At 60.5% G+C, this 24589-nt stretch carries 16 protein-coding genes; 7 read left to right on the top strand and 9 right to left on the bottom strand.

Going from position 1 to position 24589, the window contains the following annotated elements; genetic code table 11:
* Window positions 1–2: 2 nt before the first annotated feature.
* Entirely contained in the window at window positions 3–287 is a 285-nt protein-coding gene (locus tag FOY56_RS20780) for a metalloregulator ArsR/SmtB family transcription factor (RefSeq protein WP_146348132.1), read from the top strand.
* Between the two features lie 7 nt (window positions 288–294).
* On the opposite strand, the gene FOY56_RS20775 is transcribed toward FOY56_RS20780, so the two are convergent.
* A complete protein-coding gene (locus FOY56_RS20775; protein ID WP_186766416.1) occupies window positions 295–3303 on the bottom strand; it encodes a cyclic nucleotide-binding domain-containing protein in 3009 nt (1002 codons plus the stop codon).
* A gap of 188 nt (window positions 3304–3491) precedes the next feature.
* Between FOY56_RS20775 and FOY56_RS20770 the strand changes: the two genes are divergently transcribed.
* Window positions 3492–3881, top strand: coding sequence for a DUF3307 domain-containing protein (locus tag FOY56_RS20770; RefSeq protein WP_146348077.1), 390 nt, complete (start codon window positions 3492–3494; stop codon window positions 3879–3881).
* Here FOY56_RS20770 and FOY56_RS20765 read toward each other — a convergent pair whose 3' ends face one another.
* The 7 genes from FOY56_RS20765 to FOY56_RS20735 all read right to left on the bottom strand — a co-directional run bounded on the left by FOY56_RS20765 (window position 3882) and on the right by FOY56_RS20735 (window position 17212).
* Entirely contained in the window at window positions 3882–5594 is a 1713-nt protein-coding gene (locus FOY56_RS20765) for an adenylate/guanylate cyclase domain-containing protein (protein ID WP_146348076.1), read from the bottom strand.
* 137 nt (window positions 5595–5731) lie between these two features.
* Complete coding sequence (locus tag FOY56_RS20760; RefSeq protein ID WP_186766415.1) at window positions 5732–10594, bottom strand: PKD domain-containing protein; 4863 nt, start codon at window positions 10592–10594, stop codon at window positions 5732–5734.
* A gap of 41 nt (window positions 10595–10635) precedes the next feature.
* Window positions 10636–12990 carry a FecR domain-containing protein gene (locus FOY56_RS20755; protein WP_186766414.1) on the bottom strand — a complete coding sequence of 785 codons (2355 nt, stop codon included), beginning with the start codon at window positions 12988–12990 and terminating at the stop codon, window positions 10636–10638.
* A 184-nt stretch (window positions 12991–13174) separates the two neighbouring features.
* Window positions 13175–14059, bottom strand: coding sequence for an NAD(P)-binding domain-containing protein (locus FOY56_RS20750; RefSeq protein ID WP_342779819.1), 885 nt, complete (start codon window positions 14057–14059; stop codon window positions 13175–13177).
* Window positions 13965–14594 (bottom strand): glutathione S-transferase family protein, encoded by a 630-nt coding sequence (locus FOY56_RS20745; protein WP_146348072.1) that lies wholly within the window; start codon window positions 14592–14594, stop codon window positions 13965–13967. The genes FOY56_RS20750 and FOY56_RS20745 overlap by 95 nt, the downstream gene beginning before the upstream one ends.
* A gap of 102 nt (window positions 14595–14696) precedes the next feature.
* Window positions 14697–15842, bottom strand: coding sequence for an acetate/propionate family kinase (locus FOY56_RS20740; RefSeq protein WP_146348071.1), 1146 nt, complete (start codon window positions 15840–15842; stop codon window positions 14697–14699).
* The gene (locus FOY56_RS20735) at window positions 15839–17212 is read right to left on the bottom strand and encodes a bifunctional enoyl-CoA hydratase/phosphate acetyltransferase (protein ID WP_246139552.1); all 1374 of its coding nucleotides are present in this window, start codon (window positions 17210–17212) and stop codon (window positions 15839–15841) included. The genes FOY56_RS20740 and FOY56_RS20735 overlap by 4 nt, the downstream gene beginning before the upstream one ends.
* A 177-nt stretch (window positions 17213–17389) precedes the next feature.
* Here FOY56_RS20735 and FOY56_RS20730 point away from each other — a divergent pair, with 177 nt between their 5' ends.
* The gene (locus FOY56_RS20730) at window positions 17390–18022 is read left to right on the top strand and encodes a class I SAM-dependent methyltransferase (RefSeq protein ID WP_186766413.1); all 633 of its coding nucleotides are present in this window, start codon (window positions 17390–17392) and stop codon (window positions 18020–18022) included.
* Here the strand turns inward: FOY56_RS20730 and FOY56_RS20725 are convergent.
* Entirely contained in the window at window positions 18006–18491 is a 486-nt protein-coding gene (locus tag FOY56_RS20725; protein WP_146348068.1) for a class I SAM-dependent methyltransferase, read from the bottom strand. The two genes, FOY56_RS20730 and FOY56_RS20725, sit on opposite strands and share 17 nt — an antisense overlap.
* Window positions 18492–18706: 215 nt before the next feature.
* Between FOY56_RS20725 and FOY56_RS20720 the strand changes: the two genes are divergently transcribed.
* The 4 genes from FOY56_RS20720 to FOY56_RS20705 are packed head-to-tail and all read left to right on the top strand — an operon-like array spanning window position 18707 to window position 24589.
* Window positions 18707–20479, top strand: coding sequence for an ABC transporter ATP-binding protein (locus FOY56_RS20720; protein WP_146348067.1), 1773 nt, complete (start codon window positions 18707–18709; stop codon window positions 20477–20479).
* A complete protein-coding gene (locus FOY56_RS20715) occupies window positions 20472–22397 on the top strand; it encodes an ABC transporter substrate-binding protein (RefSeq protein ID WP_146348066.1) in 1926 nt (641 codons plus the stop codon). The genes FOY56_RS20720 and FOY56_RS20715 overlap by 8 nt, the downstream gene beginning before the upstream one ends.
* Before the next feature lie 12 nt (window positions 22398–22409).
* Entirely contained in the window at window positions 22410–23438 is a 1029-nt protein-coding gene (locus FOY56_RS20710; protein WP_146348065.1) for an ABC transporter permease, read from the top strand.
* Complete coding sequence (locus tag FOY56_RS20705) at window positions 23435–24589, top strand: ABC transporter permease (protein WP_146348064.1); 1155 nt, start codon at window positions 23435–23437, stop codon at window positions 24587–24589. The genes FOY56_RS20710 and FOY56_RS20705 overlap by 4 nt, the downstream gene beginning before the upstream one ends.

The following is a 24589-nucleotide window of genomic DNA, read 5'->3' as shown; positions in this document are numbered from 1 at the left end:
ATATGGCTAGCCGCGCAAGCGAGGCTGCGGCCTATCTGAAGACCCTGGCGCATGAGGGTCGGCTGATGATCCTGTGCCATCTTGGCACCAGCGAGAAATCGGTGGGCGAACTTGAAGGCCTGCTGGACATCCGGCAGGCTGCTGTCAGCCAGATGTTGGCACGTCTTCGCGAAGAAGGTCTTGTGACGACGCGCCGCGACGGCAAGACGATCTTCTATTCGCTGGCGGACTCTAACACCGAACAGGTCATCGCGCTGCTGTATTCGCTGTTTTGCGGCGACGACTGAACCCGGTTCAGCTGGATACGTAGCCCGCCACCACCTGTAGCAATTTGAACGCCGTGGCGGCGTCATTTTCGACGACGGCAAGAAATTCTTCTTCGCCGATGCGCAGACAGGTCAGCTCACTTTCAGCAACCATACTCAGCGCGCGTGGAACCTGACGGATCAGACCCAGTTCACCGACCAATGTGCCCGCGCCGACTTTGGCGATCAGCTGATCGTCGCCGTCGTCCTTGGGCAGATACAGGCCAGCCTCGCCGTCGAGCACCATGTACGCGCCATCGGTCGGTTCGTCACCTTTCAGAAACACCACCTCGCCCTTCGGGGCCGTGTACCAGCGAGCCCCAAAGGCCAGCAGGCGCAATTGCTTGCGGCTGAGGCCCGAGAACAGCGGCGTCTGTTCCAATGCCCGCAGTTTGCGGTTGAGGTCGGCGCTGGCGGCGCTGTCTTCTTCGACATCGGTCGCACTTTCATCGCTGACAATCCGGCCCTGTTGCATCTCGAAATAGGTCTCGAACACGTCCGGGTTTTCGAAACTGTCGTTCAGGTAAATGACCGTGGTGTCAGGCAGCAGCGCGCGCAGGTTACGATAAACTGACTTCTGCGTCTCCATGTCATAGCTGGCCAGCGCCTGATCCAGAATAAGGATATCGGGCTTTTTCACCGTCGCGCGCGAGAAGGACAGCGGCTCGGCGAATACGCCGGGCAGGTTTTGCCCCTGAAGCGCGATCGGGATGTCATAGATCAGCTCGATCACCAGTTGCTGCGCGCCGTTTTCGGCCAGAACGTCACCGACCAGGCGGCGGAGTTCATCGGCGCGACCACCCGAGGCATCAGAGATCTTACCGAACATGGCGTTCTCAAGCACGGTCATACCGGGTGTAAACACGTCTTCGTCGAAGGGCACAAACAGATCACCAAGGCTTTGCAGCAGGTCGGCCGCGTGGCTTTGACGCAACTCGACAATGCGATCTTTCAGCTCATCCGTGAAACCGGCCCCGATCTGATCGGCCGAAATCAGGAACGGCACGATCAGCAGGCTGGCCATGTCATCGGCGCTGAGGTCTGACGCGTTGCCGGATCGGGTTTTTTCGACCAGATCGACGGCTGTTTCATAGGTGTCGACGTTTAGCCCCAGCTTGCGGAACAGCGGGTGATCGGTGCCATCAAGGCCAAAGATCTGGCGCAGCATATCGATCACATCGCGGGTCAGCTGCACCAGCGTTTCTTCCAGACCCAGATGGCGCAGTTCGGCCATGAATTCTGTCTGGGCGGCCAACACCTGCTGGGTGATTGGATGCCGGGGCGAGGCGTAAAGCAGGTTTTCAGCAACCGGAAGCGCGGTGTTGTAAAGATCGGGCTTCAGGAAAAAAGCGTGCTGGCGCAGCCCCGCGTCGCGCACGGCCTGTTGCACAATGGGGCGCAATTCGACCAGTTTGGCGGCCAGAACCGGATGATCTTCGGCTTCGAACTTCTGTTCCAGCCCGCGCCGGAACAGAGCTGTGCCGGACCCCATACCTTCGATCAGGGTCAGCCACCAGTCGCGCAGCTCATCTGCGGTTTCAAGGCCCGCGATGCGGGGGTCGAGCCATTCGGCATCGAAGGGATCGGCGCTGTTTCCGGCCCGCTGGGCTTCGGCAAAACTGTCGTCTTTGGACTGGTCGGTCAGCGGCCCGTAGCGCATCGGCATCATCACGTTTTCGCCAAAGGTGCCCTGGAACATCACAGGCCGTGACGTGGCATGACCAATGCGGGCGGCGATGATGGACTGATGCAGCGATGAAAGGTCAGCATCGCCAACGAACACCTTGCCGCTGGTGGGCAGCAGTTCGCGGGTCAGTAGTTCGGCCATGGCACGCCGGTCTTCTTCGCTGGGCGCGGCGATGCCGACAACGCTGCCCTTGGCGATGGTCGCATTCAGGTCCTCAAGCACCACGTTGCCATCGACATCGCGCACCGACACGTTTTCAAGCCGGATATCGCCGTCCAGATGCGGGTTGCCGCTGACCTCACCGTCGAACAGGGTTTCGTCGACCATGCCCGCAGGCGCAAAGCGTTCGGTAATCACCTCCCAGCGCAGGGCCATGTCCTGCGTCTGATTGTAATAGGCCAGCAGTTCTTTCCACGGGCTCGACAGATCCTTGTAGGCGGCAAGGGCGGCGACCAGAGCGCCCAGCGAAACCGAGCCTTGCAACACCAGATAGCCACCGATCGAAAAGAAGAAAAACGGGGTCAGTTGCGAGATGAAGTTGTTGAGGAACTTCATGAAGAATTTCTTCTGATAGATCTCGAACCGGATTTCGAACAGGCGACCCAGTTGGTCGGTGATCGCGGACAGGCGATGACGATACCCACCATTGACCCGCAAGGCGCTGGCCCCGGCGGCACTTTCACCGATCTTGGCGGACAAAACGCGGACTTCCTGAATGCGCTTCTTGTTCAGCAGGTTGATCTGCTTTTGCAGCTTCGGAATCAGCCACGCCTGCAGCGGGATCAGCGCACAGGCCGCAAGACCGAACCAGAAGCTTTGCAGAAACAAAAAGCCAAGGATGGTCAGCATCTGACCGGCCTGCAGCACAGGCTGGCTGATCGCATCGCCCATCAACCCGCCCATCGGTTCGGATTCAGCCGTGATCATCGACACCAGTTCAGCCTGGCTGACCCGTTCGAAATAGGGCTGCGGAAACCGCAGAATGCGCGCGATCAGAAGATAACGGAAACGACGCAGCATCCGTTCGGACAGCACGCCTTTCATCGTGTTGATGCGCATCTTCATCAGGCCGTGGGCCAGAACCGCCAGCAGGAAGGCGATACACAGAATGCCCAGAAACGTAACCTGATCAAAGCTGTAGCCGAACAAATCAATCGTCGCGCTCTGCGAGCCGATGGCGTCATTGATGATACGCTTGGGCAGTTCCAGTGTCAGGTACAACAACGGGAATAAGGTCGTGGTCACCATCAACAGAATCAGTTGGTCACGTTTGGAGTATTTCCAGATGAAACCGAAAAGGGTGCGTTCCATGAGAGTCGCCCGTTAAATCAAAATTTCTTGCCCGATCTACTTGGCCATCTCACGGGTTGGTCTCAAAGGGTAACAAGGCAACAACCATGCTGGCAATCCGTTAAGTTTGGCCGCAATCTGCGCAGGCTGTTTGCAGCAACGCACATTAGTGCCTAAGTTTCTTTAAGAGAGCCATTGGGGAGACGGCATTGTTACCCACCATAAGCACCGTTTTGCTTCTGATCTGCCTGCTGCAAGTCAAGCATATGTTTGCCGACTATTTCCTGCAGACTCCGAAAATGCTGTCTGGTCGCGGCGAATACTGGCACATGGGGCGGGCCCAGCACGCCGGGGTTCATGTGGTCGGATCGATCATCGTCTTCGTGATCATGGGCGCGCCGGTTCTGTTCACTCTGGTGATCGTCGCGCTTGAATGGGTCATCCATTTCAACATCGACTATTGTAAGGCCCGGTATTCGGACGACAAGGACCTGAACCCGACACAGGCATTGTTCTGGCGCGCGGCAGGAGTCGATCAAGCGCTGCATCAGTTGACCTATGTCGCGATGGCCTGGGCTTGGGCGGTGTTTACGTACTGATCAGGCCTGCGAGGCGGCAAAGGCCAGAACCGGATCGGCATAGCCTTTCAGGCGGATCGGGTCGAGCGTCTGGAAGGTCACATCTTTCACTTCGGCCGCAGCAGTGCGGGTTTCCTGATCGATCAGAACCTGCCCAGGGGCAGCTTCGGAACACAGGCGGGCCGAGCGGTTGACGGTTGAACCGAGAACGGTGAAATCCATACGTTCCTTCGCGCCCATGGCACCCATCACGACCTCGCCCGAGGCGACGCCGATGCCGACGTGCAGATCGTATTCGGGGAACTTTTCCAGCAGCTTGATCATCGCCTGCGTGATTTCAACACTGCAGGCCACCGCGCGGCTTTCCATGTCGTCGCCTTCGAACACGGCAACCAGCGCATCGCCGACAAACTTGTCGACGTCGCCGCCGTGCTGTTCAACGATGTCGGTTTGTACGTCGAAGTAACTGTTCAGCGCCTCGATCACCGTTTCGGGCGGAACGCGTTCGGAAAACTCAGTATAGCCGCGAATGTCGGTGAAGATGACCGAGACGCGGCGTCGTTCACCGCCGCGATGCATGCCGGTTTCATCCGCACTCTGGATCGCGGACATGGTCCCACGTGAAACGAACTTCATCAGTTCCAGCCGTTCGCCCAGATGCGCGATCATGTTATTGAAACGATCGGCCAGATCGCCGATTTCATCGCGTGACCGGACGTTTTCAACCCGGGCCGAAAAATCGCCCTCGCCGACCAATGCTGCGACTTCGCCGATCTTCAGGATCGGTCGGCTGAGCGCGCGGGCAAAGACCAGCGCACCGACACCGGCCAAAAGGAAGCCGACCAGCCCGACGATCAGGATCTGGCGGGTGATTGCGTTGACGACGGCGTACGCCTTGTCTTCGCTTAGTTCTGTGATGACCGCCCACTGAAACGAGTCCGGAAAGGCATAGGCCCCCAGAAACGCGGTGCCGTCGGGGCGAACATAGGGTTCAAGCGCATCGGCGCGCGCCCCGGCCACGATCAGCGGCAGGGTCGAGGCGACGATGTCGCGTTCGATCAGTTGCCGTGCGTCGTCTTCCAGAACGGTGCGCCCGGATTGGTCGATCACCGTGATCTCGCCGCGTTGGGCAAAGGGATGGCGTTCAACCATTTCCCCCAGCGGGGCAAGGTTGATCTTGGCGGCCATGGTCACCTGACGACCTGCGATCTTGGTGGTCAGCGGCAGAGCCAGCGTCGCCATCCAGTGCCCGGTTTCTTCCAGACGCGACACCAAAGGGCGGCCAAACTGCCCGGTTTCCTGAATGGCCTTGATCAGGTCGGGCGGGGTCGACAGCACTTTGATCGGTTCCAGACCCGCCTGCACCATCTTGCTGGCAAAGCCTTCGTTGGTAACAAGGATCGGCAGATCAGACCCTTGCACCGACAGTTGCAACGCGACGACCTGCGGCAGCTCTTCAAGACCCAGCGTCAGCAGAGACACCTTTTGCGGCACGCCCAGTTCCGCGCTGTCGATGCCATTGCGGATGACCATCAAAGGGGTCAGCCAGCGGCCCTGAAACGTGTTGTCAAAAGCCGCCCGCAGTTCGGCGGCGACGGTGGTCAGATCTTCGTTGGCCGCACTTTTCAGTTCGTCCCGCGCAAGGCGCGTCAGATTCTGCCCGACAAGCGCAAGGGGCGCGATGGCGAGCAGAACAGCAAACAGAAAAAATTTGGAGCGAAGCGGAAATCTCATTGCCGGAATAATACGATGGTTTGTGTACAAACGATATTGAAATCAACACCAGGGTTGAATTTGGCAAAAAGCGCTGAGCCCGCCCAACCAGAGCGGTCAGAGGCGCCCGGTGCGAGCGCCTCTGGCGTGTGTTTCGCTTACTCGCGCGGGACGGCGGTGATGATGGCCGTGTCGCTGCCGATGCCGCAGACAAGGCCTGTGGTGTCACGCGCCTGCACGGTCACGGTGTATTCCCCCGGCTGGGTAAAGCGGTGTGTTGCCACCGCGCCCGCAGTGCGCGCGCCATCGCCAAAGTCCCAGGACACGCGCAGCCCCTGCCCGTCGGGGTCGCTGGCATTGCTGCCGTCAAAGCGGACGATATCGTGGGCGGCACCCACAGGAACGGATTGATCCGGGCCGGCGTCGACCTGAGGCTGGGCATTGACCAGAATGCGTGCGGCGTCGGTGCCGATGTCACAGCCCTCTGCCCCGCTGTCATCCCGCACGGTCAGGCGCACGCGCAAATCAGCGGCGGTGTCAAAGCTGCGGGTCACGATGGGGCCTTCCAGCGTCTGGCCATCGCTGAAATCCCAGATCCATTGCGACAGCTCTCCGTCCAGATCGCCAGAGGCACCGGCATCAAAGGTAACCTGATCGCCCGGGCACACGATCCGGTCGGGTCCGGCCAAGGCGGTTGGGGCGCGGTTCACACGCACATAAACCTCTTCGCTGCGGCGGCTGGACAACAGCCCCGCACCGTCATCCATGGCGACCAGAACCGGGAACAACCCGGCCCGTTCAAAGGCGTGTGACACGGTCGATCCCGTTTTGGATGCGCCGTCACCAAACCGCCAGTCCACTTGCGTTCCGTTGTCAACTGCGACGGTCCACGGAACGTCCTGTGCCGGGCAGACCGATTTGGGGGCCTGCAGGCCAGCAATCGGAGCCGGTTTGACGGTCACGGTCTTTTCCAGGATCACTTCGCTGTTGTCCACGCCCGCGTCGTCCAAGGCGGCCAGACGCAGGGTGTAGGTGCCGGGGGTGTCATAGCGGTGTGCTACAATGACGCCCTGCCCCGTGGTGCCATCGCCAAAGTCCCAGAGATAGCCAATGATCGCGCCATCGCTGTCACGGCTTTGGCTGGCGTCATAGGTGACCGATTGGCCGACCGCGACCATTTCGGGGCCAGCGATAACCGGTTCCGGGGCCGAATTGACGATCACCTTGCGCACGGTTTCAAGCTCACTACAGCTGGCGTTGCCGCCAATGATGCTGGCGCGCAGGGTGACAAGGTATTCGCCGGGCTGTGCAAAGCTGTGTTCGACCTCGTCTCCGTCCATCGTGGTGCCATCGCCGAAGTCCCAGCTGACGCGATCGATGGTGCCAGAACCGGTGCTGGCAATCTCGGCCGTGTACAGTGTCGAGATGTCTGATCCGACACGTTCCGGCCCGATGATCATCAGTTCCGGCGCGGCGATGACGGTGACCTTCGCCGTATCGCTGTCCAGCGGGCTACAGGCGCCACGCGCTTCGCCGGTGATGGTCAATGTCACGGTATAGGTGCCGGGACGCGTAAAGACGTGCACCGGCTGTTCGCCATTGCCAGTCGCGCCATCGCCGAACGTCCAGTCGAATGCGTTCACAGCGCCGTCGGCATCTGTCGATCCTGACCCGTCAAAACGCACCTGCTGGTTCGAACAGACGGTCAGATCCTCACCCGCATTGGAAATCGGGCCTTCGCGGACCAGTGCGGCGATCCGGTCGATGTCAGAGCCATGTTCGGTGCCGGTTTCGTTGCGGACCCGCAGGGTCACGGGGTAAACGCCCGGGAATTCATAGGTCTTGGTCGGGTTGATCAGGTCTGAGCCGGTCTCGTCTCCGAAATCCCAGGTGTACAGCAGCAGACCGCCATCGGGATCGACGCTGGCCGACGCATCAAACAGGATCGGTTCGCCCGAACAGACGTCGCGATTACCGCCCGCATCTGCCATGGGCCGAGTCTGAATGGTGACTGTGGTTGCGTCGATGGCGCGCGCGTTCGACAGGCCGGTTCCGTCATCGACCCGCAACGTAACCGGGAAGATGCCCGAGCGGGGGAAGACGTGGGTGACTTTCTCGCCATAAGCGGGCAGCGATCCGTCGCCGAAATCCCAGCGATAGATCAGTGCGTCGCCATCGGCATCCGCCGAAGCTGTACCATCGAATTCGACATAGAGGCTGTCTGTGGTGATCGCTGCGCCAGCTTCGGCCACCGGGGCATTGTTGACGCGGATCGTCACGTCGTCAGATGCCGTGGCATTCAATACGCCGCTGTCATCGGTCACGACCAGCTGCGCCGACCAGACACCGGGCGTAACATACGCCCGTTCCACGCGCGGAGAGTCGAGCGGTGCTCCGAGATCATCAAACTCCCACCGGAAGGCCGACATCTTGCCGTCTGTGTCATAGGACTGCATGGCATCAAACACCACGCTGTCGCCCGGTGCGATCAGATGGTCTGATCCGGCCACGGCGACGGGCGGGGCGTTGACGGTGATCAACACTTCGGATTGATCCTGTGCCGCGCCGCCAGCGAAATTGTCATAGACGGTCAGACCGATCCGGTGCAGGCCGGGTTCTGACAGCACATGCGATGCGCGCTGGCCGGTGGCCTCGGTCCCGTCCGGGAAGGTCCAGACATATTGGCTGATCTCGCCATCCGGATCGACCGAAGCGCGACCTGACACGATGAACTCTTCACCCGGGGCCACGGTTTGTGGCGGGCCTGCATCGGCGATCGGCGTCGCGTTCACGGTCACCAGCATGGTGTCGCGGTCGGTGTTCAGCGGTGCGCCACTGTCATCGCGGACCACCACGGCAACCTCGAAAATGCCCGAGCGCAGATAGGCGTGATCGACGGTCTTGCCGGTGGCGGTGCCGCCATCGCCAAAGTCCCAGACCCATTCGGTCACCGACCCATCGGGATCACGCGACCCGCCGCCGTCAAAGGACACCACGCTTGCAGTCACATATTGATCCGCGCCAGCATCGGCCACGGGGGCCGCATCGACGCGGACAAGGCGCGATGTGCTTTGCATCGCCGAGGCCGTGCCGCTGTCGTCCGTGACGGTCAGCGTGACGGAGAAGGTGCCGGGTTGGGTCCAGGCATAATCGACCACCTGGCCTTCGCCAGACGCGCCATCGCCAAAGTCCCATAGGTAAGACAGGATCTGCCCGTCTGCGTCGGTCGAGGCGCTGGCATCCAGCAGGCCGACTTCGGACACGGATATTGCACGGGGCGGGATTTCAAAGCTGGGTTCCGGCGGGCTGTTGACGCCCACAAACATGCGATCCACCGCCATGTTGTTGGCGACGCCGCTATCGTCGGTCACGGTCAGGGCCACCGGGTAATACCCGGAGGTCTGGAAGGTGTGCGACACCGTCGGGCCGGTCAGCACGGTGCCGTCGCCCATATCCCAGCTGTAGCTTTCAATCAGACCATCAATGTCATAGCTGGCCGCGCCACTGAACACGACGGGCTGGCCCACAACCGCAGACTGGCTGGTGCCAGCCTCGGCGACGGGTGGGAAGTTCACCACGACGTTGCGGGTTTCAACGCCAAAGTTGCAGGGGTGCAGGCTGTCGTCTTCGACCCTCAGCACAGCGCGGAACTGGCCGGGGCTGCCATAGACATGCGACGCCATCGGACCTTCGGAAATGGCGCCGTCACCAAAGCTCCACTTATAGCGGGTGATCGGGCTGTCGGACGGTTGCGACAGGGTGCCATCAAAGCTGACCGGTTGACCGGGGGCCACGACGATCTTTGCACCGGGCACAGCAATCGGGGCGTTGCGCACGTGGACAGGCACGTCGACCGCACCGCCACGACCCGGACGCGTGCCGCTTTCGAGGATCTCAAGCCGGGCGGAGTAACGACCCGGCGCTGCATAACGATGCGCGATGACCGGCTCGGACGAGGTCGTGCCATCGCCGAAATCCCAGGTCACGCCCAGTGGGATGCGCCCGCGCGAGGCGCTGGCATCAAAAGCAACGGCCCGGCAATCGGCCAGGGGACGGGCCGTGCCGGTGACAAAGGGACGTGCAGGTTGCAGGGCGCGGGTCGGGGGCATTTGCAGCGGGACAGGCGCACCAGTGTCGTCGAACACCGCCAGTGTGACATCGTTCGGAGTTTCAAATCCGCCCAGAAGGCTGAGCGCAACATTTGTGTCGTCGGTCTGGACGGTGTCCGAGGTCCAGAAATCCTGCCCCGAAATCCGCACGCCCAGATCGGCAAAGTCGGTCACAACAGCCAGTTCGCCGTTGGCGCCATCAAAGCTTTGCACGGTCAGATTGCCATCGGGGGCCGTGTTTGTGAACCAGACCTGTGTTGGCGGATTCTGAGCGGCCCACCGCACCGTCGGGCGGTACGAGAACATTTCCAGCCCTTCCGGAGACCGCGCGCGATCGCGTGACAGGCTGACGCCAACCGAAAACCCGTTGCCGTCATTGCCCGCCGTGCCCTGCACATCGAGGCGGAAATAGGCGCGGTCGCCGACGATTTCGCCCTGCCGGGCGCGCACGGCGGACAGGTTGACCCAGCGCCCATCGGTTTTCTTGTCGCTGGTCCAGGCGCTTTCCTTAAGCAGTTTGCCGGGGCCTGTAACGGCTGTGACCTCGGCAAGACGCGGCTCACGTGCACCGTCGGCCACGGGTTGCGGGCGGTCAGCGTCTGAAAAGGCGCCATCGCCGCCGAACAGGCGGAATGTGGTGATGGAATCGCGCGGGCCACCATAGGTGAAATCGTTGTCGCCCGAGGTTTCGGGGTCAAACAGGCGAACATACACACGATCCTTGAGGTCTGCCGGGACGCTGAAAAAGATCTGTTCACGCCGGTCGGTATCGCCCTCGCGGCTGGCGGCGGATTTGCCATAGACCACCAACAGGCCCTGTTGCCCGTCTGCGGCCTGAGCATGGACCGTGCCGCCCTGCGCCAACAGGGCGAGGCCGAGCAGCGCGGCTGTCCATTTGCGTACGATCGCCATGTGTCGTCCTCCGTAGCCGGTTCGCCCCAAACCGGTCCTCATCAGTAAAATGCCGCGTTGCCGGCGTAGTCTTCGATAATCAGTTCGATCAGTTCCAGATCGCCAGCTTCCGGTGGCAGGCTGCCACGACAAACACCGCTTTCCGTGTCGCAGCGCAGGAATCCATCGACTTCGAGCCCATCAATTGAAATCACGAAAGGTGCTGCCTGCCGCAGACCGCTTTCGTCACTGGCCTCGACCAAAAGTTCAATCGGGCCGGTGTCACCCTGCGGGCGGCCCAGATCGACGTTCAGGATCTCGGGCGGGTCGATGTCCAGCAAGGTGCTGAACTGCGTGACGCTGATATTGCCAACGGCGTCCGTCGCCGCCAGATCAAAGCTGTTGAGACCCGGTGCAAGTGTCATGGACAGGTCAAACCGGCCATTCACCAGCGGCACTTGGGTTCCGCCAAGTTCCAGCCGGATCGCGTCGCCAGCGCTGCCCGCCAGTTGCATCTCTTGGTCCCCCGTCGCGCGCGGTGGCGGCAGATCCAGCAGGATTTCGGGCGCGATCCGGTCGCGTATGGCCGTGAATTCGAGCGTTCCTTCGGGTGTGCCATTTGGCGAAAGAATTTCGATGGAATACGCCCGCGGTGCAGCATCGACCGGCACCGTGAAGCTGAGCCCGCCGTCCGGGGCGACCCGGGTCTGCAGAACAATCGCTCCGCTGGCATCGCGGACAGCCACGGGGGCATCGACTGTCGCCGAGGTCTGACCAGTCAGCGACAAGACTTCGGACCGTGTTGCAAGCGCGCCTTCGACGCGCGGAATCTGATTGTTCAGCGAGATCTCGACAGCAACCGTGGGGCGGTACACCACCGTCAGGCTGCGGTCGCTGGTGTTGCCTGCCGGATCGATGGCCTGAACCGTGATTGTGTTCGTTCCTTCGGTCAGCGGCAACGTGGTGACAAAGCTGCCGTCCGATCCGATGACCAGTGGCGCGCCGTTCAGCTTGAGCACGGCATCAATCTCGGACGCGCCCAGAATTTCGACCTCAGGCTGTGTCACGATGCTGCCCGATGCCGGCGACAACAAGGTCAGGTAGGGCGGCGTATTGTCGATCCGAAGGGTGAAGTCCTGCGCGGTGCTCCATTGTCCGGGCAGGCCGAGCTGATCAAGCGCGGCGACGCGCCAGTGGTATTTGGCGGGTGGCAAGCTGTCGGCCAGAAACGCCGTTTCACGGATACCCCACTCAGAGATCTGCATCTGGTTGAAGGCCGGATCCAGCGCAACTTCAAGCCAATAGCCCGCCGCCTCGCCGAACGGCTCCCAACTCAGGGGCGCAAGGCCGGTGTAAATGACATCGCCCACTTCGGGTGTCAGCAAAAGCGGGCTGTCCAGAACCTGCGCGCGCTGGGCTGTCTTGCCTGCCAGAACGACGCCTTCGTTCTCGCCAAGCATGATCTTTTGACCGTCGCGCTCAATCGCAAGGTCCGAATCGTCATAGTTCACAAATCGGGCGCCAGACTGGTCATTCTTGATCCAGAAGTCGGACGAATTGGTCGTGGATTCGATCCCCGGCACCTCGATCTCGAACGCGTTTTTTTCGGTGAGCTGGTTCAGGAGCGCGTAGAAGTCACCGTTGGCCAGCGACACTTTCGTAACCTCGCCCCCGGTCAGCGGATCGGACCGCATGCGTTGGATCGTGGCATTGGAATTGGGGTTCAGCCGCAAGCGGGAGAGATCGCGGAATGTGATCTGGGTCGTGCTGTTGGACAGAGTGCGCAGGCGTTCGAATTCGATCAGAATGTCATCCAGACTGCGGTTCGACCAGCTGGGTTCTGCGGGGGCACGCCCTTCCACGGTTCCATGCACGTCCGAAACCACCGCTTCGGCAGCGCGGTCGCGTTGCGCGACCGAGATATCAAGTGCCTGATTGGCGTAGCCCGTGGCCTCTCCGGCATAGCTAACCACCTGACGCCATTCGCCTTCCTCGCGCCGCACCATCGCCGTGTCGCGGGTGGTAATGGCGTTTCCGATTTCGCGTGGCGCAAAGATCCGGGCCCCTTCAGCGGTGGCTTTCTGGATCGCGGTCAGGGACCGCAGCAGCGCGTCATCAGCAGCGAATACCTGACGAACCGGCAGGTACAGTTCGATCCCGGGCACCAGATCGGCGGGGGATGCGATGTTGTTCAGTGCCAGCACGGTTGGCCACAGGTCCGGGTCGCGCAGGTACTGACCGACGATGCCGCGAATGGTGTCATCTTCGCCGAACTCGACCCGCTCCAGCGGCGCATCTAACGGATCGGTCTCGGCCTGAATTGGGGGCATCAGCGGCACAGTCCACGCCCACGCAAAGACAGCCACCGCACCGGTGGTTTTCGCAAATGTCCTGAGGTTGGCTCGGAGCCCTGTCACGCGGTAACCCTTGCGATGTAAAACATTACTTTTAGTCTTAATTAGACTCATGTTTGTCTCTGGCCGCTCGTCCGGCAAGAAAATTCGCGATATGCGCTCCATGCCAGTATGCACGGGTGTTAACCAATTTTCAAAAGCTGTGTCGGGACCACTTTGTTTCCCTTGGCGGGACAATCGCCGTGGCTTAGTCGCCCAGTCGCGCGCTGATCGCCTGTAATGCATCGCATAAAACGTCGTGCACGCCGTCGTCGCGCAATGCCTCGACCATTTGCAGGCTGATCGTGCCATCCGTGGCAAGTGCGTCCCGCTCGCGGGCCAGTACTTTGTCGTCACGCCCCTGAACGGCCACCAGAAAACCGGCGATCAGTTGCGTGGTATAAGCGGCAGCCCCGTTCTGGTCGCCGGTCTGGTCACCCAGCCAGGATGCGGCGGTGGCCATCAGGTCCAGCATCCCCGGCACCATGGTGCAGATCGCGAAATGAGCGTTCAGACCGGTTTCGGTTGCCACCCCGATCACCGGGTTTTCCGGGGCGAAAAGGCTGGCCAGAAGATCGGGCTGGGGACAGGCGGGCAAAGGGCAGCCGCCTTGTTCCAGAAACCCGATCGGGATCGTCAGTGTAAAGTCCGAGGCCGGGGCGCAGAGCGTGGTCAGCGTGGCAAGCGGGACACCGGCCATGACCGATACGATGCGATGATCAGCGCGAAAGGTCAGATCGCGTAAAACAGCTTGGGCCACGTGTGGGCGCAGGCAAAGGAACACGATATCGCTGGCGTCCAGAACCGCCTGATTGTCCAGAACCCTGGCCCCGATGCTGTTTACCAAAGACTGCGCGACGTTGGCGTTGCGGTCGGACACGTTGATCCGATGCCCCTTGCCTGACAAAAACCGCGCCATGGGGGCCGCTATGTGTCCCGTGCCGATGAAACCGATAACGCTCATGTACAGCCTTCTGTCAGGGTCAGGTTGGCACGGCTTACAGCGATGCGCTAGGGCGTTGCTTGATCCGGTCGAACCAGTCTTGCGTCGCAGTGTTGGCTTCGGGGATGCGTTCCTTGATGACGCGGGCAAAGTCGACCATCACGAACCCGGTGATGTCGGCCAGCGTGAACCGGTCACAGGCCAGATACGGGCTGTCTTGCAGCCGCTCTTCCAGCAGATCGAAGAACTTGGCGACACGGGCGCGGCCACGGGCGGCCAGTTCGGGGATCTGTTCATAATTCTCAGGACCCGGAATGGCGCGGCCTTTCATGTGGGGGTTGGAGTTGCGCAGGGTTTCGGCAATCGGCAGGCCGCCGTTCTGTTCGACCATGGCGTTCCACATCAGCACCAACCCCTTTTCGTCTGGGGTTTCGCCCATCAGGGGAGGTTCGGGAAACGCCGCTTCGAGATAGGCGGCAATGCCAAGGTTTTCGCCCAGAACGGTGCCGGTTTCGGTGATCAGCACGGGCACGGTGGCGCGTGGGTTTACGGCCAGAAAGTCGGCTGACAATTGTTCGCCCTTCATGATCGACACTTCGCGGGTTTCGATTGCAAGCCCTTTTTCAGCGATGAACATGCGAGCCCGGCGCGGGCTGGGGGCCGTAGAGCAGTCGTAGAACAGCATGAAAGATCCTCCCGATCATTTAACGGCAGGATACAGAAAAGCCGGGGTTCGCCCAGACCCGATCTGCGCCGGATCTGGTAACGCCACGTCGATCAGGGTGGCTTAGGCCAATGCGTCTGCGACCGAGCGCGCAATAACCCGTTCTTCGTCGGTTCGGATCACGAGGACCTCGGCCGGACCCGCCCCGATATCCGTGTCGTTCTGCGCGTTGGCGGCGGCATTCAAGGTCAGACCCAGATAACCCATGCCATCGATCACCCGCGCGCGGACTTCTGCCGCGTTTTCACCGATGCCGCCGCAAAACACCATGCCGTCCAGACCGCCCAGAACAGCCGTCATCGCGCCCAGTTCACGCCGGATGCGGAAGACATAATAGTCAATCGCCTCGCCCGCCTTGGGATCATCGCTGGCCAACAGAGTGCGCATGTCGTGGCTAAGTTCGGACAGGCCTTTCAGGCCACTTTCCTTGTACAGGATACGGGTCATTTCCTCGGGACCCATACCCTGATCCATCAGGTACAGCAGAACGCCCGGATCCAGCTGGCCGCAGCGCGTGCCCATCGGCAGGCCATCAAGCGCGGAAAACCCCATGGTCGATCCGATGCTGTGCCCGTCCTTGATTGCGCACATCGACGCCCCGTTGCCCAGATGCGCAACCACGACGCGGCCCTTGGCAAGCTCGGGCCAGTCGCGTTTCAGGCAGGAGGTGATGTAATCATAGCTAAGCCCGTGAAACCCATAGCGACGCACGCCTTGGTCATAAAAACGACGCGGCAGGGCGAAAGTGTCGTTCACAAAGGGATGGCCCTTGTGAAAGGCGGTGTCGAAACACCCGATCTGGATTGCCTGTGGAAAGGCGGTTCGGGCGGCGTCGACGGCAGCCAGATTGTGCGGCTGATGCAATGGGGCAAGTGGCGACAAAGCGCGGAGTTGGTCCAGCACATCATCGGTCAGTTCAACCGGCGCACCAAAGGTTTTGCCGCCGTGGACGATGCGGTGACCAACGCCGGAAACCTGCTCGCCCTCAAGATAGGGTTCAATCGCTGTCAAAATGGCCCGCACGCCAGCCGCATGATCAGCAGGGCCGATATCGGTTTCCTGCCGCGTGTCGCCTTTCAGGATCAACCGGGCAACGGGACCAAGGTTTTCGACCTGCCCCGTACAGATCAGGTCAGGTTCGGCACCGGCCCGATAGACCCCGAACTTGATCGAGGAACTGCCAGCGTTCAGCGTCAGGATTGTTGTCATTTTGCCCCCCGTTCCGCAACCAAGGCCGCGATGGCGCAGGAGGCCAGACGCGCCTGATCGTCATCGGCCCGGCTGGTCAGGATCACCGGGCATTTCGCCCCCATGACAATGCCACCGGCCTCGGCATGGGCCAGAAAGGTCAGCTCTTTTGCCAGCATATTGCCGGATTCAAGGTTGGGCGCGACCAGAATTTCGGCACGACCCGCGACCAGCGATGTGATGCCCTTGGTCGCCGCAGCGGCAAGGTTGATGGCGTTGTCCATCGCTAGCGGGCCGTCGACCAGACCGCCGGTGATCTGGCCCCGATCCGCCATTTTCGACAGAGCCGCCGCATCAAGTGTGGACGGAATCGCCGGGTTCACGACCTCGACCGCGGACAAAACGCCGACTTTGGGTTGTTCGATGCCCAGCGCGATGGCGAGGTCGATGGCGTTCTGTACGATGTCAGCTTTGGTGTGCAGATCTGGCGCGATGTTGATCGCGGCGTCCGTGACCATCAGCAAATGATCCAACCCGGGTACATCCATCACAAACACATGGCTGAGACGGCGGCCACCCTTGCGCAACCCGCCCTCGCGTTTGACGATTTCGCCCAGCAGGATGTCGGTGTGCAGATGCCCCTTCATCACGGCGGCGGCCTCTTTATCAAGTACCATCCGAACGGCTTCTTGTGCGGCCAGACGATGATCGCGCATATCGACGATGCGATAGGGGCTCAGGTCGATACCCTCGGCCTCGGCAGCTTCTCCAATCCGGTCGGCATGGCCGATCAGGATCGGATCGATCAGCGTGTGCCTGGCCCCCAAGATTGCCCCGGCCAGCGCATCCGGGGATTCGGGGGCGACCACGGCAGTGGGGATCGGCGGCAGGGGTTCGGCCAGTGTCAGAAGGCGATCAAAGTGGACGTGTTGCTGAACGGTGAGACCCGGCACGTCGCTGGCCTCGAAACTCATCGATTTATCGGGCGCAAAAACTTCGGCCTCGCCCTCAAGTATACGGGTGCCATCGCCGTCTTCGACCCATGTGTCGAACTTGACCAGACGGTCATCACCCTTTTCGGTCAGGCGCACTTTGCAGGTCAGCTCATCACCGGCATGGGCGCGCCCGACAAAACGCAGGGTTTGGGCATGATACAGCGTGCCGGGCCCCGGCAGCTTGCAACCCAGCACTGCCGAGATCAACGAGGCAATCCACATGCCCGGTGCGACCGATTCGGGTTGGCCGTCGCCATCTCCGTCTTCCTTGGGCAGGTGCATCGGGTTCACGTTGCCCGACGAATTGGCATACACGTACAGGTCTTCGGCCTTCAGCGTTCGGGTGCGTTCGGCCACCATCCCGACCTCAAGTTGGTCAAAGGGGACATTTTGCATGCGCTCACTCATTAGAATTCGACTCCGTTCTTGCAGGATGGAACTGACCGCCCACCTTTGCCATTTTTTTCGTAGTTTCGCACGCGGCGCTCTTCCGGCACTGCAACATTGCCATTACACCGGATGATATGTCGCAATCTCGACGCTGTCTTTTTGATCTGAATGAACCCCGTTTGCATGGGTGACGTTGAGGAATTTGGGCTGAAGGTACGGGCCGGGTATGCCAACGCGGCGGACAACCTGATTGCGCCCTATGATGCGATTGACTGCGATCACCTGTTCGCCCCTGTCCGGCATATGTTTCCGGCAAGCCCCACCCACATCATCGATATTGGCGCAGGGACCGGGCGGGATGCGCGGTGGCTGGCATCACTGGGACACCGTGTGACGGCAATCGAACCGGTTGATGCGTTTCGCGCGGCAGGTCAGGCCAGACGCTGCGACGGTGTCGACTGGATCGACGATTGCCTGCCGGATCTGGCAAAGACCACGGCGACCGGGTTCGGATTTTGCCTGATAAACGGCGTGTGGCAGCATCTGACGGATCCAGAGCGCGCCATTGCTCTGCCCCGAATTGCCAGCATGCTTGCACCGTCTGCGGGTATGGTTTTGTCGCTGCGCCATGGTCCCGGGGTACAGGGCCGCCCGGTGCTGCCGATTTCTTTGGACCGCACGTTGTCCACGGCGGCCAAGGCCGGGATGGCCTTGCGCGACCGGGTCGATACCCAGTCGATCCAGCCCGGCAATCAGCGGGCCGGGGTCACCTGGACCTGGCTGTCGCTTGAGACCGGACTCACTTGCGATAGATAAAGCAGCGGCCTTCGACCGCTCCGGGGGCCAGCGGCAACTCGGTCAGGTTTTCGAAATACATCCGGTCGCTGGACACCATCAGACCGCCCGGGGCCAGCAAAGGTTCGATCAGCGGAGACACCTTGCGGGCAAAGATATCGTTTTTGGCAAGGTTATGACCGCCCAGATCAGCATGGATCAGGCTGGCCGTCGGGCCAAACTGTTCAAGCGCCTGCGGCAGGGTATCGGTGACTTCACCCAGAAGAAGAAACGCATCGTCAGGTGTCGAATCAGGATGCGAGGCCACGGCGCGTTCGAACACATAGATGTCACGCCCCTCGATGGTTTCGCGCATGTGGTGATAAGTGCGCCCGTTGCCCAGACCCAGCTCGAAGACAGGTCCGTCCATCGCCGCCGTTTCGGCGATCCCAAAGTCGAGGCTGGCGCGCTGCGACACCATTCGGTCAATAAAAACATCCAGACGGCTCACGCGGCGTCCTCCTTGGGTTGACTGGCTAGCTGCCCCCTCATGCCAAATACCGGGGGTAATGTGTAGGCCACACTCGACCGGAAATCTTCAAACCTTTGAGATTCTCCGGAATTGGGGTTTGACTAATGGATGGCGGGCAAGCGATGGTAATCGAACAATATTGATGGGGATGTGAATTGACGAACTCGTTTGGTCGGCAGGGTGAGCGTGGCTGAATGCGTCCGTTGTTGTCTGTTGAAAACCTAAGCATTGGGTTTGGTAAAGGTGACGCGGTGGTGCGCGACGTCAGTTTTGACGTCAATCCGGGTGAGACCCTTGCAATTGTTGGGGAATCCGGATCCGGCAAAACCGTGACCTGCCGCGCGGTCCTGCGTATTCTTCCCCGCACCGCTCAAATCCGTACCGGATCGGTCACGCTGAACACCGATGACGGTGTGTATGATCTGACCAAGCTGAGCGAACGTCAGTTGCGTGACGTGCGCGGCAATCAGGTGTCGATGATCTTTCAGGAACCGATGCGATCCCTGTCGCCACTGCACCGGATCGGCAATCAGGTCAGCGAAGTCCTGTGGCTGCACCGTGGCAACAGCGAAAGCGAGGCCAAGCGTCTGGTGCTTGAGACCTTTGATCGCGTTGGCTTTCCTGACCCCGAACGCGCTTACAGATCTTACCCGTTCGAATTGTCCGGCGGCATGCGTCAGCGTGCCATGATCGCCATGGCGATGGTGGCGAAACCCGATCTGCTGATCGCGGACGAACCAACCACCGCGCTGGACGTAACCACGCAGGCGCAGGTTCTGGGCCTGATCAAGGAATTGCAGAAAGAAACCGGGATGGCGATGATCCTGGTAACCCACGATCTGGGCGTCGTGGCGAACATGGCCGAAAAAGTCGTGGTGATGCACAAGGGTCGGGTCATGGAATCCGGCGCCGCTGAACCGCTGCTGAAATCTCCGGCGCACCCTTATACCCGACAGTTGTTTGACGCCGCCCCGACGATACCCGCCAATCCCAAACTTGCGCCGCCGCTGCCCGAAGAAGACCTTATTCTCGAGATCAAGAATGTCTCGAAGACCTACAAGATGCGGGCCGGGTCGGCCTGGCGGCCTGATGTCCTGATCCACGCCTGTCGCGGGATCGACCTGAACCTGCCACGCGGCAAGACGCTGGCTATTGTCGGGGAAAGCGGATCGGGGAAAACCACGGCTGCGCGAATCGCTTTGGGTGCCGAGCCACCAGATCCCGGTGGAGAAGTCTGGTTTCGCCCGGATCCGGCCCGTGAACCGATTGCGGTCCACAACATGTCCCGATCTGTCCGCACCGCGTTTCAACGCGAAGCGCAGATGGTGTTTCAAGACCCCTATTCGTCGCTGAGCCCCCGGATGCGGATTCTGGATACGATGACTGAACCGCTTGAGGTGCATGGCATCGGCACCCGTGCTGAACAGCGTGACCGCGCAACCGAAATGCTTAAGCAGGTCGGTCTGAACCCCGACATGCTGAAACGCTTTCCACATGCGTTTTCCGGTGGTCAGCGTCAGCGCCTGTCGATTGCGCGGGCGATGATGCTGGACCCGCGGTTGATCGTGTGTGACGAACCGACGTCGGCGCTGGATGTCAGCGTGCAGGAGCAAATTTTGCAGCTGCTGGAAGATATTCGCGACGAGATGAACCTGTCTTATCTGTTCATCTCGCATGATCTGGCCGTTGTCGCGCGGATCGCCGACGAAGTGGCCGTGATGCGTCAGGGGCTGGTGGTGGAACAAGCCCCGCCCGAGACCCTGTTTTACAACCCAAAACACCCCTATACCAAGGCGTTGATCGCCGCTCAACCCACGCCGGATATCGAACGGCCCATCAACCTTAAACTGGTCGCTCAGGGGGCAGGTTCCCCCGACAGTTGGCCGGAAGCCTTCCGTTTCTCGGGAGAGGTGATACCGTCGCTTATCGAACTTGAACCCGGTCACAAGGTACGCAGCCATGTTTGACACGACCCGATCCCTGATCCCCGCCGCCATGACCGTTTTGGCCATGACCCTGTCGCCACTGGCCGCCGCGGCCGCGAACACGCTGCAGGAGAGCATTTTCTGGAAAGAAGAGGTCGACAGCGGCAATCTGCCCCCGATCGATGAGCGCCTGCCCGACATGCCTTTGGTTGTCGATCTTGAGGCGAAGGGCCGTGTGCTGGGCACCCCCGGCGGAACGTTAAGCACCATGGTCACCCGCAGCAAAGATATCCGCCAGATGGTCGTTTACGGCTATTCCCGGCTGATCGGGTATGACGAGAACTATGAGCTGAAAGCCGATTTGCTGGAGTCGTTCGAGAACGAAGACAACCGCAAGTTCACCCTGCGTCTGCGGCCCGGCCACAAATGGTCGGACGGCACCCCGTTCACGGCCGAAGATTTCCGGTACTGGTGGGAAGATGTCGCCAACAATCCATCGCTAAGCCCCGCTGGTCCGCCTGACTTCCTGCTTGTCGATGGTCAGCCGCCGGTCATCACGTTCCCGGACGACACCACTGTGGTGCTGGAATGGACCACCCCGAACCCCAGCTTTTTGCAGACGCTGGCGCAGGCCCGCCCGCCCTTTATCTATCGCCCCTCGACCTTTCTGAAGAAATACCACGAGAAATACGCAGATCCTGCGTCCATCGCGGCGTTGGTCGATGATGCGCGGGTGAAAAGCTGGGCAGCGCTGCACAACAAGCTCGACAATATGTACAAATACGACAATCACGAACTGCCGACACTGCAGCCGTGGATGAACGCGACGTCGGGCAAGAAGATCCGCCACATTTTTGTGCGCAACCCATACTATCACCGCATCGATAGCGAGGGCGTTCAGTTGCCCTATATCGACGTCGTCGAGATGGAGATTGTGGCAGCCGGTCTGGTCGCAGCCAAATCCAACGCTGGCGAAAGCGATCTTCAGGGGCGTGGTCTGGATTTCCGCAATACGTCGATCCTGAAAAAGGGTGAAAGCGAGGGCGGCAATTATCGCACCTTGCTGTGGCCCACAGGTGTTGCGTCGCAGATCGCGATTTATCCGAACCTGAACTATGAAGATGACGCGTGGCGCGCCGTTCTGCGCGATGTGCGGGTGCGCCGGGCGCTGTCGCTGGCCATTGACCGTCAGACGATCAATCAGGCGCTGTATTTCAAGCTGGCCAAACCGGGCGCAATGACGGTGCTACCGCAAAGCCCGTTCTTCGACCAGAAACTGCGCGAAGCCTGGTCTCAGTATGATATCGAACAGGCCAACGCCTTGCTGGACAAGGCCGGTTTGGACGGGCGCACCAAGGATGGCTATCGCACTCTGCCCGATGGTCGCATCATGGAAATCGTGATCGAAACCGCAGGTGAACGTCAGGAAGTCGAAAATGCGTTGCAGATCATCACCGACAACTGGGCCGAAATCGGTGTCAAACTGGTGATGCGCCCGCTGGACCGCGATATTCTGCGCAACCGGGTGTACAGCGGTACCACGATGGCCGCCGTCTGGTTCGGATGGGACAACGGTATCCCGCAGGTCTATACCTCGCCCGCCTACCTTGCCCCGACAGATCAGGTGTTTTTCGCCTGGCCGAAATGGGGACAGTATTATCAGACTGGCGGCGAAGCAGGCGAACCGCCTGATCTTCCCGAAGCCCAGCGCCTGATGGAACTGGTCTCTGAATGGGAGCACGCAACAACAGATGATCAACGTGCCGCCGCGTGGCGCGAGATGTTAGAGATTCACGCCGATCAGGTATATGGCATCGGAACATTGGCCGAGGCTCCGCAGCCGATCGTGGTGAACCGCCAATTGCGCAACGTTCCGGAAAAAGGCATGTGGGCCTGGGATCCGGGTGCGCATTTCGGGATTCACCGTCCCGACGAGTTCTTCTTTGAAAATGGCGGGTAACCAGACCAACCGATGAGCATTCTGCGCTATACCATCTTCCGTTTCGGGACCATGCTGCTCACCCTGTGGGCGGTGTCGGCGCTGGTGTTTCTCATCATCAACCTGCCGCCCGGCGATTACCTGAGCAATCAGATCGCCGAGCTGCGCGCCTCGGGTCAGTCTGCCGGGGTGGCCAAGGCCGAATTCCTGCGCAAGGAATACGCGTTGGACCGCGCGCTGTGGGAACAATACATGATCTGGATCGGCTTTTTGCCGGGGCCGCATGGGTTTTCGGGGCTGGTTCAGGGCAATTTCGGCTGGTCGTTCGAATTTGACCGCCCGGTGCGCGATATCGTCGGCGACAGCCTGTGGCTGACTGTGCTGGTTAACGTGGCCGCCATCATCTTTGTTTATGCCGTAGCCTTGCCTTTGGGCGTGATTGCTGCGGCGAAGTCGCGGACGTGGATCGATTATACCTCGGCCTTTGTCGGGTATCTGGGACTTGCCACACCGAACTTTCTGCTGGCGCTGATCTTGTATTATTACGGACGAAAATACCTCAACATCCCGATCGGCGGCCTGATGGACCCGATTTTCGAGGGTCAGCCGCTGAGTTGGGAAAAGATCAAATCGATCTCGGTCCACATGATCGTGCCGACCATCGTGATCGGCACGGCTGGCGCGTCTGCCATGATGCAGCGCCTACGCGCCAACATGCTGGATGAACTGGGCAAACCATACGTCGAAACCGCCATCGCCAAGGGCATGTCGCCGAGCCGGATGCTGGCCAAGTACCCCTTGCGGGTGGCGTTCAACCCCTTTGTCGCGGACATCGGGAACCTGCTGCCGTCGATGGTATCGGGATCGGTTCTGGTGTCGGTTGTGATGGGCCTGCAAACCATTGGGCCGACCCTGCTGACCGCGTTGAAAACGCAGGATCAGTTTCTGTCCGGTTTCGTGCTGATGTTTGTCGCCTTGCTGACCCTGATCGGCACGATGATTTCGGACATTCTGCTGGTACTGCTTGATCCCCGAATACGGTACGAGGGGCGCGAGTCATGACCCAGTTGCCCGATGGTCGCTATGTCGATGACGCGCCTTATGACCCGCAAGCCAGCATTCAGACCCTTGAACGCGCCGATCTGGACGCGCCGAACTGGCTGTTGGTGTGGCGCAAGTTCAAGCAACACAAACTGGGGCTGATCTCGGGCGTCTTCCTGCTGCTGTGTTATCTGATGCTGCCCGTCGCGGGCTTCATCGCGCCCTATACGCCGAATGAGCGTCAGTCTGAGCACCTCTATTCCCCGCCGCAATCAGTGAACTATTGGCACGAAGGTGAATTCCTGGGGCCGTTTGTTTATCCGATGACGGCTGAGGCGGATCTTGAGACGTTCCAGTGGAAATTCGTGCCTGACTTGTCGAACCCGCTGAAGCTGGAGTTCTTCTGTAAAGGCGGCGAATACCGGCTGGCCGGGCTGATCAAATCGGACACGCATCTGTTCTGCCCGCCCGACGGCGCGACGCTGTTCCTGTGGGGATCTGACAGGCTGGGTCGCGATGTGTTCAGCCGTATCCTGTATGGCGCGCAACTGTCGCTGACCGTGGGTTTGATCGGGATCTCAGTGTCGTTCTTCCTTGGCATCCTGTTCGGATCTATCGCCGGGTATTTCGGCGGCCGGATCGACTGGGTCATCAACCGTGTCATCGAAATTCTGCGATCCTTGCCCGAGCTTCCATTGTGGCTGGCATTGTCAGCCGCTGTGCCGTCCAACTGGGGGCCGGTGTCGGTGTTCTTCATCATCTCGATCATTCTGGGAATCCTTGACTGGCCGGGGCTTGCCCGTGCCGTACGCGCCAAGTTCCTAAGCCTTCGGGAAGAAGAATTCGTGCGCGCGGCCGAGATGATGGGCGCAAGTTCCAGCCGGGTAATCCGCAAGCATTTGTTGCCGAACTTCATGTCGCATCTGATCGCGTCGGCCACTTTGTCGATTCCGGCGATGATACTTGGGGAAACGGCACTATCGTTTCTGGGGCTGGGCCTGCGGGCGCCGGCGGTCAGTTGGGGGGTCATGCTGAACGACGCGCAAAACCTGGCGTCGATCGAGATCTATCCCTGGACCGCAATTCCGATGCTGCCGATCATCATTATCGTTTTGGCGTTCAACTTTTTGGGCGACGGTCTGCGGGATTCGCTGGACCCGTATCAAAGCTGA

Origin of the sequence: Falsiphaeobacter marinintestinus (assembly GCF_007923355.1) — a bacterium.
GTDB classification, from domain to species: Bacteria; Pseudomonadota; Alphaproteobacteria; order Rhodobacterales; family Rhodobacteraceae; genus Phaeobacter_A; species Phaeobacter_A marinintestinus.
This window is presented reverse-complemented; position numbering and strand designations above follow the sequence as displayed.